Source organism: Amycolatopsis sp. A133, from assembly GCF_031082405.1.
GTDB lineage: Bacteria > Actinomycetota > Actinomycetes > Mycobacteriales > Pseudonocardiaceae > Amycolatopsis.
Genome location: NZ_JAVHJU010000009.1, coordinates 274,404 through 285,870, shown reverse-complemented (window position 1 = coordinate 285,870; position 11,467 = coordinate 274,404). Strand labels below are relative to the sequence as shown.

Sequence of the window (11,467 nt, the reverse complement as noted above, 5' to 3'; positions counted from 1 at the left end):
GCTGCCGGAGGCGGGGCGTGACCGTCGTGGCCGACCACTCGGCGGCGCGGGCCGCCCGGGACGAGGAGTGAACGTGACCTGGCTCGAGCTTGCCGACGACTCGCCGTTCGGCTTGGACAACCTGCCCTACGGCGTCTTCTCGGTCGGTGGGGCTCCCGAGCGGCGGGTCGGCGTGCCCGTCGGTGATCAGGTGCTCGACCTCACCGCCGCGGCCGAGCGGACCGCCGCCGCTTTTGCCCCGCTGCTGACCGCCGGGGTGCTCAACCCCCTGCTGGCCGCCGGGCCCGGGACCTGGCGGGAGGTGCGCGGCACCGTCACCGAATGGCTGACCGAACCCCGCTACGCCGACCAGCTGCGGCCGCACCTGGTGCCCCTCGCCGAGGTCACCAACCACCTCGCGTTCGAGGTCGCCGACTACGTCGACTTCTACTCCAGCGAGCACCACGCCCTCAACGCCGGCAAGATCTTCCGCCCGGACGCCACCGAGCTCCCGCCCAACTGGAAGCACCTGCCGATCGGCTACCACGGCCGGGCGGGCACCGTCGTCGCCTCGGGCACGCCGGTCGTCCGGCCGCACGGGCAGCGCAAGCCCCGCAACGCCGACACGCCCTCGTTCGGCCCGTCGCAGCGGCTCGACATCGAGGCGGAGGTCGGCTTCGTCGTCGGCACTCCGTCCACTGTGGGCACTCGGGTGCCCACGGCGGGCTTCGCGGACCACGTGTTCGGCGTCTGCCTGGTCAACGACTGGTCGGCGCGCGACATCCAGGCGTGGGAGTACCAGCCGCTGGGTCCGTTCCTCGGCAAGTCGTTCGCGACTTCGGTGTCGCCGTGGATCGTTCCGCTGGCCGCGCTGGAGCACGCGCGCGTCGACGGCCCGCCGCAGGACCCGGAGCCGTTCGAGTACCTCCGGACCGGCGAAAAGTGGGGGCTGGACCTGGCGCTGGAGATCCGGCTCAACGGCCACCTCGTGTCGAGCCCGCCGTTCGCGACCCAGTACTGGACGGCGCCGCAGCAGCTGGCGCACATGACGGTCAACGGCGCGAGCCTGCGCACGGGCGACCTCTACGCGTCGGGCACGGTCACCGGCCCCGAGCGTGACCAGCGGGGCTCGTTCCTGGAGCTGTCCTGGGGCGGCCAGGAACCCCTGGAGCTGCCGGGTGGGGTGACGCGGACGTTCCTCGAGGACGGCGACGAGGTCGTCATCAGCGCGACGGCCCCCGGTCCGGGCGGGGCGCGGATCGGCTTCGGCGAGGTGCGGGGGACGGTGGTGCCGGGCTGAACCGGGTGGAAGTGGCGGTGCGCACACCGGTCGGCGCCGGGTTTCCCGCATAATGACGGGCGACTAAGCGCTTGCTCATCACGGGAGGACGCCCATGAGGATCGGAACCGGAATCAGCTACGCCGGAGGCTTCGCCGAGAGCGTCGCCGACGTCGTCGAACTGGAGAAGGCCGGCCTCGACGTCGTCTTCGTGCCCGAGGCGTACTCGTTCGACGCGGTCAGCCAGCTCGGCTACCTCGCGGCGAAGACCGAGCGCGTCCAGCTGGCGTCCGGCATCTTCCAGATCTACACCCGCACGCCGACGCTGACCGCGATGACCGCGGCCGGCCTCGACTTCGTCTCCGACGGGCGGTTCATCCTCGGGCTCGGGGCGTCCGGTCCGCAGGTCATCGAGGGGTTCCACGGCGTGAAGTACGACGCGCCGCTCGGCCGCACCCGCGAGATCGTCGAGGTCTGCCGCCAGGTGTGGCGCCGCGAGCGCGTGGTGCACGAGGGCAAGCACTACACGATCCCGCTGCCGCCGGAGCAGGGCACCGGCCTCGGCAAGCCGCTCAAGCTGATCAACCACCCGGTGCGGGAGCGGATCCCGGTGCTCCTGGCCTCGATCGGGCCGAAGAACGTCGCGCTGACGGCGGAGATAGCCGAGGGCTGGCAGCCGATCTTCTTCCACCCGGAGAAGGCCGCCGACGTCTGGGGCGCGTCCCTGGCCGAGGGCAAGGCCAAGCGCGACGCGGCGCTGGGCGAGCTGGACACGTTCGTCACGGTGGCCCTGGCCATCGGCGACGACGTCGAGCCGCTGCTCGACCACCTGCGGCCGGTCCTGGCCCTGTACATCGGCGGGATGGGTGCCCGGGGCAAGAACTTCTACAACGACCTCGCCCGCCGCTACGGCTACGAGGCCGAGGCGAAGCTGATCCAGGACTTGTACCTCGACGGCAAGAAGGACGAAGCGGCGGCGGCGGTCCCGGTCGACCTGCTGCGCGCGATTTCCCTGGTCGGCCCGGCGGGCTACGTGAAGGAGCGGCTCGCGGCCTTCGCCGAGGCGGGCGCGACGACGCTGGTGGTCAACCCGCTGCAGCCGGGCCGCGAAGCCCGCGTGGCGGCGGTGTCGCACCTGCGCGAGCTGATCGGCTGAGCCGCCGCCGGTCTGCCGAGGCACTCGTGCGGCGGCTGTTGCGCCTGTGCGGGCCGAGCTGCAGACCGCCGGCCCACCTCATCGCAGTGCCGCGAATGACTCATTCGAGACCTCCGAGGTCGCGAATGAGTCATTCGCGACCTTTCGGCCCGGCGCTCGCCGTGCCGCGACCCGGCGGCTCGCGACCCTTCCGACCCGGGAGTCGCTAGGCCGCGCCCTTTCGGCCCGGCCCGGGACTCGCCGTGGCGCGACCCGCCGGCTTGCGACCCTTCCGACCCGGGACTCCCGTGGCGCGACCCCAGGCCGCCGCACGTCAGGCCGGAGTTGCGTACACCGCGACCCGCGGCTCGCTCAGCCCAGCGCCGTCGTACGTTCCATCGCTGGTGATCAGCCGTAGTTGCGGACCCGGGCCCTCCGCCGCCAGCAGCGTGCTGTCCGGCTCGTCCGGTGGGAACACCGCCGTCCGGCGGACCGTGAACCGCGTCTCGTGCCCTCCCGTGTCGCGGACCGTGATCGTTGCGCCCGGCTTCAGCTTGCCCAAGCGGCCGAACGCTCCCGGGGAATAGCCGAAGCCCGCGTGCGCCGACAGCACCGCGACGCCGGGGGCTCCCGGGACCGGGCCGTCGGCGAACCAGCCGATGCCGCGGGCCGTGCCCGGCTGCTCTCGGCGGCCGTCGATGTGGCCGAGGCCGAGCACGTTGTTCAGCGTCAAGCCGAGGTCGGGGATCAGCACCGCCGCGGGTGGGGCTCCTGCCGTTGCGGGCCGGTCCGTGGCCGGGGTGATCGCCGGGGCCGGGGCGAGCACCGAGGTGACGCCGAGCAGGACGCAGCCGAGCCCGGCCACGACCGCGAGCACGACGACGGCCGGCCGCACGAGCTCGGCTCGCCGCTCGGGCCGTTGCATCTCTTTCCCCTGCTCCACGCCGGTTCCGATATCCGATTGATCGCAGCGCGCGGCCTGGCGTTACCGAATCGTGTCCGGTTGCCCTCCGGTTCACTCGATCGGGTTATCTCACTGTGACCTTCGCGGCAGAACGACGCGTCCGGAGGGCCCCAATACCGGAAATGAGCGGCGCTCGCCGGTGACATGGGCCATCATTGCTGGTTTCGAGCCGTCGAACTGGGGATATTCACCAGGCGGAAGTGGAGGTACGCCGAGCTGTGCGAAAAGGGAAAGAGCCCGCGGTGGGCGTGCTGGACGTCGGTTCGTTCAGCGCCCGGCTCGTGGTGGTGCCGGTCGACGGCTCTCCGCGCGAGCCGCTGGTGAACCACCAGACCCGGCTGCGCCTCGATCGCGAACTCGACGACCGCGGCCGGCTCAGCGCCCGCGGCATCGAGGCCATCACGACCGCCGTCGCGGCGGGCATGACGACGGCCTACCGCCACGGCGTCAGCGACGTCTACCCGCTCGCGACCTCCTCCATCCGCGACGCGGCCAACGCGGCCGACGTCGTCCGGCACGTCGCCGGCGAAACCGGTGTCGAGCTGCGGTTCCTCTCCGGCCGCTGCGAGGCCGAGCTGACCTACCTGGCGGCCCGGCGCTGGTACGCCGCGGAACCGGGGCCGATGCTGGTGCTCGACATCGGCGGCGGGACGGTCGAGCTGGCCGCCGGTTCCGGCGAGAAGGCCACGTTCGCGCGCTCGCTCCCGCTGGGCGCCCGGTCGATGACGCGGGACTGGCTGCCGTCCGAACGCGTCTCGAACAAGCAGGTCAGGGCGCTGCGCACGCACGCACTCGACGTCGTGACGACCACGCTGGGTGCCGCCGACGTCGACGACCCGCGGGTGGTCGGCTGCTCGAAGGTGCTGCAGCAGCTCGCCCGGCTGGCCGGCGCCCGTCCGGGGAAGTGCAAGGAACTGCGGCTCGACGAGCTGCGCGCCTGGATCCCGCGGCTGGCCGCGCTGCCGCCGTCGAAGCGGGCGGAACTGCCGGGCATCTCCCGCAGCCGTGCGCACCAGGCCCTCGCGGGCGCGGTCGTCGCGGAAGCCCTGCTGACGGTCGCCGGCGGCAAGGTGACGATCTGTCCCTGGTCGACCCGCGACGGCCTGCTGCTCACCCTGCAGGACAAGGCGAGGGCGGCAGCCGGGAAGCACGCGGCCTGACCTGCTGGCCCCGACCGGGAAAACCGGGTATTCCGGAAAGCATGAGCGAGCAGCAGCGCCTCCACGGCCGCGAAGACGAAGACGAAGAGCTCCCGAAGCTGCCGACCTCCGGCAAGCTGACCCACGACGTGCCGACGGCGCCGGACCCGGACGTGAGCCCGGGCGGGACCGAAGAGGTTCCGGCCCCGCCCGGGCGAGACGCCGCTAGCGACCTTCCTCGGTGATCGGGTTGGCCGGCTCCGCGTACTGACGCACTTCTTCCGAGTCACGCCGCATCGGCGCCCGGCCCGGGGGCTGCTTCGGCGGGGTGCCCGCGTCGATCTTCGGGATCGCGTACCGCTGCGGCTCCGCCGTGACGGTGATGCGCTCGCCGTGGTGCAGCACTTCCAGCGGCGCACCGGCGACCACGTGGTAGGTGGCCTGGTCGGGGTCGATCTCGACCTGGAACCGGGTGCCGCGGAACATCAGGCGGAAGGTGATCCGGCCCAGCTGCGGCGGCAGCCGCGGGGAGAACGCCAGCGTCCCGCCGTGGTCGCGCAGACCGCCGAACCCGGCCACGGTGCCCTGCCACGCCCCGGCCAGCGACGCCATGTGCAGGCCGTTGCGCACGTTGTTGTGCACGTCGTGCAGATCGGTCAGCGCGGCTTCGGCGAGGTAGTCGTAGGCCAGCTCCAGGTGCCCCACCTCGGCCGCGACCACCGCCTGCGTCCCCGCCGACAGCGAGGAGTCGCGCACGGTCCTCGCTTCGTAGTACGCGAAGTCGCGGGCCTTCTCCTCCGGGCTGAACGAGTCGCCGCACAAGTGCAGTGCCAGCACCAGATCCGCCTGCTTCACGACCTGCTTGCGGTAGAGGTCGAAGTACGGGAAGTGCAGCAGCAGCGGGTAGTGCGCCTGATCGGTGCCCTCGTAGTCCCACTCGTCGTGGTCGAGGAACCCCTCCGACTGGGGGTGCACCCCGAGTTCCGCGTCGTAGGGCAGGTACATCGCCGCGGCGGCCGCACGCCAGGAGTCCAGCTCCACGGTGTCGACGCCGAAGCGCGCCGCCACTCCCGCGTGCCGCTCGCACGATTCCGCCGCCGCCTGCAGGTTCCGCCGCGCCATCAGGTTCGTGTAGACGTTGTTGTCCGCCACCGCCGAGTACTCGTCCGGTCCGGTGACGCCGTCGATGCGGAACGCGCCGTGCCGGTCGTGGTGGCCGAGCGACGCCCACAGCCGCGCGGTTTCCAGCAGCAGCTCGGTGCCGTAGTCGCGTTCGAACTGCTCGTCGCCGGTCGCGTTGAGGTAACGCAGGACGGCGTCGGCGATGTCCGCGCTGACGTGGAACGCCGCCGTGCCCGCCGGCCAGTACGCCGAGCACTCGGCGCCGTTGATCGACCGCCACGGGAACGCCGCGCCCCGCAAGCCGAGCTGGTGCGCGCGTTCCCGCGCCTTGTCCATTGTGGAGTGCCGCCACCGCAGGGCGTCGCGCGCCGCGTCCGGGACGGTGTAGGTGAGCACCGGCAGGACGAAGGATTCGGTGTCCCAGAAGGCGTGCCCGTCGTAGCCGGGCCCGGTCAGCCCCTTGCCGGCGATCGCGCGGCTCTCCCCGCGGGCCCCGGCCTGCAGGATGTGGAACAGGGCGAAGCGAACGGCCTGCTGCAATTCGGGATCGCCCTCGATCTCGATGTCCGAGGTGGCCCAGTAGTCGTCCAGGAACTCGCGCTGCTCGGTGAGCAGACCCTTCCAGCCCGTCTGGCGGGCGCCGGCCAGCGCCGCCTCGACCTGCGACCGCAGCGCGGGCACCGAGCGCTGCGCGGACCAGCCGTAGGCGAGGAACTTGGTGATCCGCAGCCGGCCGCCCTTGGGCACGTCGACCGCGACGGTCAGCCGCGCGAGGTCCTCCTCGGCGTGGATGCGGGCGCGGATCCCGTCGTCCACCTCGATCTTGTGGTCCATCGCCGCGGCCATCCGCAGCCCGGACCGGCGGGTCTGGTGCACCAGCACGGCGTTGTACTCCGACGCGCGGTGGAACTCGCTGACCAGCGGGGATTCCAGCGCGGCGGCCACCCGCGGGTCGCTGGTGTCGGACTCGATCGGCTCGTTGGCCAGCAGGTCGGACTGGACGACCAGCTGCAGGTCCTCGTCGAGCGGCTCGACCTCGTACCGGATCGCGGCGGTCGCGCGCTGGGTGAACGACACCAGCCGTTCGGTGCGCACGCGGACCCGCCGCCCGGTCGGCGACGACCACTCCGTGGTCCGGCTCAGCGTGCCCTTGCGGAAGTCGAGCACCCGGTCGTGCGCGGTGGCCGCGCCGTAGCGCATGTCGAGCGGTTCGTCCTCGACGAGCAGCCGGATGATCTTGCCGTCGGTCACGTTGACGACGGTCTGGCCCTCTTCCGGGTAGCCGTAGCCGGCTTCGGCGTAGGGGAGTTCGTGCTGTTCGTAGAAGCCGTTGAGGTACGTCCCCGGCAGCCCGCGCGGCTCGGCCTCCTCGAGGGTGCCGCGCAGCCCGATGTGGCCGTTGGACAGCGCGAACGCCGATTCGGTGCGCTGCAGGGCGTCGACGTCCATGCCGCGCCACCGCAGTTCCCAGGGCGCGCACTCGTAGCCGTGCCGTTCGGTCATCGGTCCTCCAGGAGGTCGGCGAGGTCGTCGACGACGATGTCGGCCCCGTGGGCCCGCAGTTCTTCGGCCTGGTCGGCCCGGTTCACGCCGACGACGTACCCGAAGCCCCCCGCCTTCCCGGCCTGGACGCCGGACTGGGCGTCCTCGAAGACGGCCGCGTGCGCGGGTTCGACGCCGAGCGCCGCGGCGCCGGCCAGGAACGTGTCCGGGGCCGGCTTGCCCCGCAGGTGCTGTTCGCGGAGCACGATGCCATCGATGCGCGCCTCGACGTACTTGCTCAGGTCGGCCCCGTCGAGCACCTTGGCGCCGTTGGCCGACGACGTCACGACCGCGATCCGCAGGCCGGCCGCCTTGGCCGCTTCGAGGTAGCGCACCGAACCCGGGTAGGGGTTGACGCCGCGCTCGTCGATGATCTTGAGGACCAGCTCGTTCTTGCGGTTGCCGACGCCGTTGACGGTCGGGGCGTCCACGGGGTCGTCCGGCTCGCCCTCGGGCAGCACGATCCCGCGTGACCGCAGGAACTCCCGCACGCCGTCGGCGCGCGGGCGGCCGTCCACAAAGGCCGCGTAGTCGTGGTCGGTGAACTCCGCGAACCCGGCGCCGTCGCGGACGCGGAGGAATTCGTCGAAGGTCCGCTTCCAGGCCTCGCGGTGGAGGATCGCCGTGCCGGTCAATACTCCGTCGAGGTCGAACAGGCAGGCGGTGATGGTCTCGGGCAATCCCGTCATGCCCGCACGCTACCGGTGTTCGCTGTCCTCCACAGTTTGTCCGGGGTGCGGGCGCACCCGGTGGATGAGTTCGTGCACGGTCGCGTCCGCGAGCCGGTACCGCACCACCCGGCCGGTGCGGTGCGCCGTGACCAGCCCGTGCGCTCGCAGCAGCCGCAACGCCTGCGAGACCGCGGTGTCGGTCATGCCGGTGGCCGCGGCGAGGTCGGTGACGCTGATCTCGCGGGCGTAGTGGATGGAGACCAGCAGTGCCAGCCGCGAGGGGTCGGCGACGACGGAGAAGCGCCGGGCCCACTCGTCGATGACGGCGCGGTCACCGAGCCCGTCGACCGCCGCCGCGACGCGCTCCGGGTCGATCAGCTTGCGGTCGGTGTCCACCCCCGGATGATTCCACCCGCGGCGCGGGCGGACCACCGGTGGTCTGGGTCACGCCGCGCTTGACGATCGCTCCTCCCGCGGACGACGCTGTCGTTAAGACAGCTGTCATAATCGAGGAGACCGCATGACCGACGTCGAAGCACCGGTCCGTTCGAAGACCATCACGTGGCAGGACCCGCTGGAGACGGCCCGGCTCGGCGCCACGATGTCCGGTCTGGAGTACATGACGGCGATCGCCGAAGGCCGCATCCCGGGCGCGCCGATCGCCGAGCACTTCGGCATGCGCTGGGAGCGGGTCGAGGCCGGCGAGGTCGTCGCCGTGGTCGAGCCGGACGAGTCGCTGTACAACCCGATCGGCATGGTCCACGGCGGCGTCGCGGCCACGATGCTGGACTCGGTGGTCGGCTGCGCGGTGCACACGACCCTGCCGGCCGGCGTCGGCTACGCGTCGGTGGAGCTGAAGGTGAGCTACCTGCGCGCGATCCACGCCGGCCGCGGCGAGATCCGGGCGACGGGCCGCGTGGTGAAGGAGGGTTCGCGGATCGCGTTCGCCGAAGGCGAGATCCGCGACGCCGAGGGCAAACTGCTGGCCACGGCGTCGGGGACCTGTGTGATCACGCGCTAGACGGGCTGCTTGACGTCCCAGTGCTCGACGAGCAGGCCGTCCTCGACGCGCAGGATGTCGACGACGGCGAGCCCGGCCACGTGCAGGTGCACCACAACGAGGTCGTCCTCGGCGACGATCTGCTTGATCTCCGCGTTCGCGCCGGCCAGCGGAGAGTTCTTCACGGCCTCGGTGAACGCCTCGCGGCCGGAGGGCAGCCCGGGGCTGTGGGTGACGAAATCGGGGTGCAGCGCGGCCTTCGCGGCGTCGAAGTCCTGGTGCACGAACAGGTTTTCCAGGCAGCCGGCGACGATGATGCGGTTCTTCGCGGATTCGCTCATGCTGCCGATGGTCGGCCGTCCGGGCAGTGGCGTCGATTACGCCGGAGGTAATCAGCGCGGCGGCCGGACCCGGCGGGCGCGGATCGCGTCGTCGCCGCCGTAACGGCCGATGACCGCCGCCAGCAGGGCCCGGGCGTCCTCGACGCGTCCGGCGCCGTGCTCCGCGACCAGTTCCTCCTGGAGTTCCCGTCGCAGCACCCGGGTCGCCTCGACGGCGGCGACCGCGTGGGCGGTGAGGTGCAGCAGCTTCGTGCGCGCGTCGGCGGGGTCGGCCTCGCGCCGCAGCAGTCCCCGGCGTTCGAGGTCCGCGACCGCCTTCGACGCCGCCTGCTGCGTGACGCCCATCCGCTCGGCCAGCGCCGTGATGGACAGCGGCGCGGCCAGGACGTGCTGGATCACGACGCCGTCGTTGAACCGCAGGTCGCCGAAGCCCTGGGTCGCGAGCCGCCGCTGGACCTCGTCGGTCATCGCCCAGCCCGCGAAGAGCGCGGTCAGGGACAGGTCGAGGGTGCTAGGATGCACAACCATGGTTGTGGAATCTAGCATCGTGGTGGAATCGAGCACAGTGCCGGCCGAACTGGCCGGAGCGTTCGTGCGCGTGGCGCACCGGATCGTCTGGTGCACGCTGGCGACGGTCGACCGCCGGGGCCGGCCGCGCTCGCGGGTCGTCCACCCGATCTGGGAGCAGGGCCCGGACGGACTGACGGGCCGGCTGTTCACCCGCCCGACGCCGCTGAAGCTCGCGCACCTGGCGGCGTCGCCGTACGTTTCGTGCTCGTACTGGGACGCGCAGCACGAAGTGGCGGTGGCGGAGTGCCGGGCGGAATTCGCCGACGACGAGCAGACGCGCAAGGAGCTGTGGGACCTGTTCGCGGCCACGCCGGAACCCCTGGGTTACGACCCGAAGATCCTGGGCGGCGAGGACTACCGCGACCCGAAGATCACGGTGCTGCGCTTGACGCCTTGGCGCCTGTCGACGGGCGGCGAAGCCTGGCGGGCGGCTTAGGCGGCACCCACGCGGCGGTCGAAGACCAGGCCTTCGGCCGCCCGCAGACCGACGCTGATCGCACCGGTCAGTACCGCGTCCTCGCCCAGTTCGCCCTGCACCACCTTCGGGACCAGCGGCGTGAACGCGCGCAGCGCGCGGTCGATCGGCTCCAGCAGCAGGTCCGCGGCCGTGCCCATGCCGCCGCCCAGGACGATCAGCTCCGGGTCGATCACCGCCGCCACCGAGGCCACCGTGTACGCCAGGCGATCGGCTTCGGTCTCCACCGCGCGCCGGGCCAGCTCGTCGCCTTCGCGGGCCAAGCGGAAGACCTCGCGGGCCGATTTTGCCGTGCCCAGCCCGAGTTCGCGGGCGCCGCGGACGACCGACTGGGCCGCCGTCGCCTCTTCGAGGTGCCCGCGCGCGGGCGGGGTGCCGGGCTCGTCGGCCGCGCGCGTGCGGCCGTACGGGAGGTAGCCGATCTCGCCCGCCGCGCCGGTCGCGCCGCGGAACACCCGGCCGTCGACCATCAGGCCCATGCCGACGCCGGTGCCGATCGTGATGCAGCCGAACACCGACGCGCCGCGCGCCGCGCCGCTCTCCCACTCGCCGACGGCGGTGAGGTTCGCGTCGTTCTCGACCATCAGGTCCGGGCCCAGCGCCGCTTCGAGGTCGTCGATCAGCCCCGCACGGCCCCAGCCCGGCAGGTTCGGCGCGTGCCGGAAGCACCGCTTGTCCGGATCGGCGACCCCGGGGGAGCCGACCACGCGGACAACGATGTCGGAAGCTGTCAGGCCCGCTTCGGCCACGGCGTCGGCGGCGATCTTCCCGACCGCCGTGACCAGCGCCGCGCCGGAGCGGGCCGTGTTGCGCTCGTCGCGGCGCGCCACCAGCGCGCGGCCGAGGTCCGAGACCGCGACCCGGAGGTGCTCGCGGCCGATGTCGACCCCCAGCACGTACCCGGCGGTGGGGTCGGCCTCGTACAGCACGGCCGATCGCCCGGTGCCGGTGGACGTCTGCCCGGTCGGGCGCGCCAGCCCGGCCGCCTCCAGCGCCAGCAGCGCCTGGCTGACCGTCGGCTTCGACAGCCCGGTGTCCTTCGCGACCTGCGGCCGGGTCGCCGGTCCGCCGCGGCGCAGCAGGTCCAGCACCGCCCGCTGGTTGATCTTGCGCATCCCGGCGGGGGTACCGACCGTGGGGATTTCTACGCCGGCCACCGGTGCCCGCCTCCTGTCGTCCTCGTGCTGCCCGCCACGCTAGCCGTCCCGCCCTTGAGTCCGCCGGAATACCCGCACTTCGGGGCCCGTTGA

13 protein-coding genes are annotated in these 11,467 nt (G+C 72.4%); 6 read left to right on the top strand and 7 right to left on the bottom strand.

Going from position 1 to position 11,467, the window contains the following annotated elements:
- The first annotated feature begins 67 nt into the window (after nt 1-67).
- Together fahA and Q5425_RS13075 are read left to right on the top strand one after the other, a co-directional pair.
- Nucleotides 68-1,279, top strand: coding sequence for a fumarylacetoacetase (gene fahA / locus Q5425_RS13080; RefSeq protein WP_308672455.1), 1,212 nt, complete (start codon nt 68-70; stop codon nt 1,277-1,279).
- Between the two features lie 94 nt (nt 1,280-1,373).
- On the top strand, nt 1,374-2,414 hold the full coding sequence (locus Q5425_RS13075) for an LLM class F420-dependent oxidoreductase (RefSeq protein WP_308672454.1): 1,041 nt from the start codon (nt 1,374-1,376) through the stop codon (nt 2,412-2,414).
- A gap of 313 nt (nt 2,415-2,727) precedes the next feature.
- Here the strand turns inward: Q5425_RS13075 and Q5425_RS13070 are convergent, their stop codons facing one another.
- Nucleotides 2,728-3,336 (bottom strand): class F sortase, encoded by a 609-nt coding sequence (locus Q5425_RS13070; protein WP_308672453.1) that lies wholly within the window; start codon nt 3,334-3,336, stop codon nt 2,728-2,730.
- A 263-nt stretch (nt 3,337-3,599) separates the two neighbouring features.
- Between Q5425_RS13070 and Q5425_RS13065 the strand changes: the two genes are divergently transcribed.
- Together Q5425_RS13065 and Q5425_RS13060 are read left to right on the top strand one after the other, a co-directional pair.
- Nucleotides 3,600-4,517 carry a Ppx/GppA phosphatase family protein gene (locus Q5425_RS13065; protein ID WP_396135158.1) on the top strand — a complete coding sequence of 306 codons (918 nt, stop codon included), beginning with the start codon at nt 3,600-3,602 and terminating at the stop codon, nt 4,515-4,517.
- Between the two features lie 41 nt (nt 4,518-4,558).
- Nucleotides 4,559-4,741, top strand: a complete 183-nt coding sequence (locus Q5425_RS13060) for a hypothetical protein (RefSeq protein WP_308672451.1) — start codon at nt 4,559-4,561, stop codon at nt 4,739-4,741.
- Here Q5425_RS13060 and Q5425_RS13055 read toward each other — a convergent pair.
- Genes Q5425_RS13055 through Q5425_RS13045 form a run of 3 tightly spaced genes read right to left on the bottom strand, consistent with a single transcriptional unit; the run spans nt 4,722 to nt 8,227 of the window.
- On the bottom strand, nt 4,722-7,121 hold the full coding sequence (locus Q5425_RS13055) for a glycosyl hydrolase family 65 protein (protein WP_308672450.1): 2,400 nt from the start codon (nt 7,119-7,121) through the stop codon (nt 4,722-4,724). The two genes, Q5425_RS13060 and Q5425_RS13055, sit on opposite strands and share 20 nt — an antisense overlap.
- A complete protein-coding gene (locus Q5425_RS13050) occupies nt 7,118-7,849 on the bottom strand; it encodes a beta-phosphoglucomutase family hydrolase (protein ID WP_308672449.1) in 732 nt (243 codons plus the stop codon). Before Q5425_RS13050 ends, Q5425_RS13055 begins: the two co-directional genes overlap by 4 nt.
- A 9-nt stretch (nt 7,850-7,858) precedes the next feature.
- The gene (locus Q5425_RS13045) at nt 7,859-8,227 is read right to left on the bottom strand and encodes a metalloregulator ArsR/SmtB family transcription factor (protein ID WP_308672448.1); all 369 of its coding nucleotides are present in this window, start codon (nt 8,225-8,227) and stop codon (nt 7,859-7,861) included.
- 124 nt (nt 8,228-8,351) lie between these two features.
- On the opposite strand from Q5425_RS13045, the gene Q5425_RS13040 reads away from it, so the two are divergent.
- The gene (locus Q5425_RS13040) at nt 8,352-8,852 is read left to right on the top strand and encodes a PaaI family thioesterase (protein ID WP_308672447.1); all 501 of its coding nucleotides are present in this window, start codon (nt 8,352-8,354) and stop codon (nt 8,850-8,852) included.
- Here the strand turns inward: Q5425_RS13040 and Q5425_RS13035 are convergent.
- Together Q5425_RS13035 and Q5425_RS13030 are read right to left on the bottom strand one after the other, a co-directional pair.
- Nucleotides 8,849-9,172: a nuclear transport factor 2 family protein gene (locus Q5425_RS13035; protein ID WP_308672446.1), complete on the bottom strand. Its 324-nt coding sequence runs from the start codon at nt 9,170-9,172 to the stop codon at nt 8,849-8,851. The two genes, Q5425_RS13040 and Q5425_RS13035, sit on opposite strands and share 4 nt — an antisense overlap.
- A 51-nt stretch (nt 9,173-9,223) precedes the next feature.
- Nucleotides 9,224-9,700, bottom strand: coding sequence for a MarR family transcriptional regulator (locus Q5425_RS13030; RefSeq protein WP_308672445.1), 477 nt, complete (start codon nt 9,698-9,700; stop codon nt 9,224-9,226).
- Here Q5425_RS13030 and Q5425_RS13025 point away from each other — a divergent pair.
- The gene (locus Q5425_RS13025; RefSeq protein ID WP_308672444.1) at nt 9,699-10,178 is read left to right on the top strand and encodes a pyridoxamine 5'-phosphate oxidase family protein; all 480 of its coding nucleotides are present in this window, start codon (nt 9,699-9,701) and stop codon (nt 10,176-10,178) included. The two genes, Q5425_RS13030 and Q5425_RS13025, sit on opposite strands and share 2 nt — an antisense overlap.
- Here the strand turns inward: Q5425_RS13025 and Q5425_RS13020 are convergent.
- Nucleotides 10,175-11,374 (bottom strand): ROK family protein, encoded by a 1,200-nt coding sequence (locus Q5425_RS13020; RefSeq protein WP_308672443.1) that lies wholly within the window; start codon nt 11,372-11,374, stop codon nt 10,175-10,177. The genes Q5425_RS13025 and Q5425_RS13020 overlap by 4 nt on opposite strands.
- Nucleotides 11,375-11,467 lie beyond the last annotated feature (93 nt).

Excerpts from the sequence above, each read along its gene's own strand:
- Q5425_RS13075 (WP_308672454.1), top strand. The coding sequence starts at position 1,374 with ATGAGGATCGGAACCGGAATCAGCTACGCCGGAGGCTTCGCCGAGAGC.
- Q5425_RS13060 (WP_308672451.1), top strand. The coding sequence starts at position 4,559 with ATGAGCGAGCAGCAGCGCCTCCACGGCCGCGAAGACGAAGACGAAGAG.
- Q5425_RS13055 (WP_308672450.1), bottom strand. The coding sequence starts at position 7,121 with ATGACCGAACGGCACGGCTACGAGTGCGCGCCCTGGGAACTGCGGTGG.
- Q5425_RS13050 (WP_308672449.1), bottom strand. The coding sequence starts at position 7,849 with ATGACGGGATTGCCCGAGACCATCACCGCCTGCCTGTTCGACCTCGAC.
- Q5425_RS13040 (WP_308672447.1), top strand. The coding sequence starts at position 8,352 with ATGACCGACGTCGAAGCACCGGTCCGTTCGAAGACCATCACGTGGCAG.
- Q5425_RS13035 (WP_308672446.1), bottom strand. The coding sequence starts at position 9,172 with ATGAGCGAATCCGCGAAGAACCGCATCATCGTCGCCGGCTGCCTGGAA.
- Q5425_RS13025 (WP_308672444.1), top strand. The coding sequence starts at position 9,699 with ATGGTTGTGGAATCTAGCATCGTGGTGGAATCGAGCACAGTGCCGGCC.
- Q5425_RS13030 (WP_308672445.1), bottom strand. The coding sequence starts at position 9,700 with ATGGTTGTGCATCCTAGCACCCTCGACCTGTCCCTGACCGCGCTCTTC.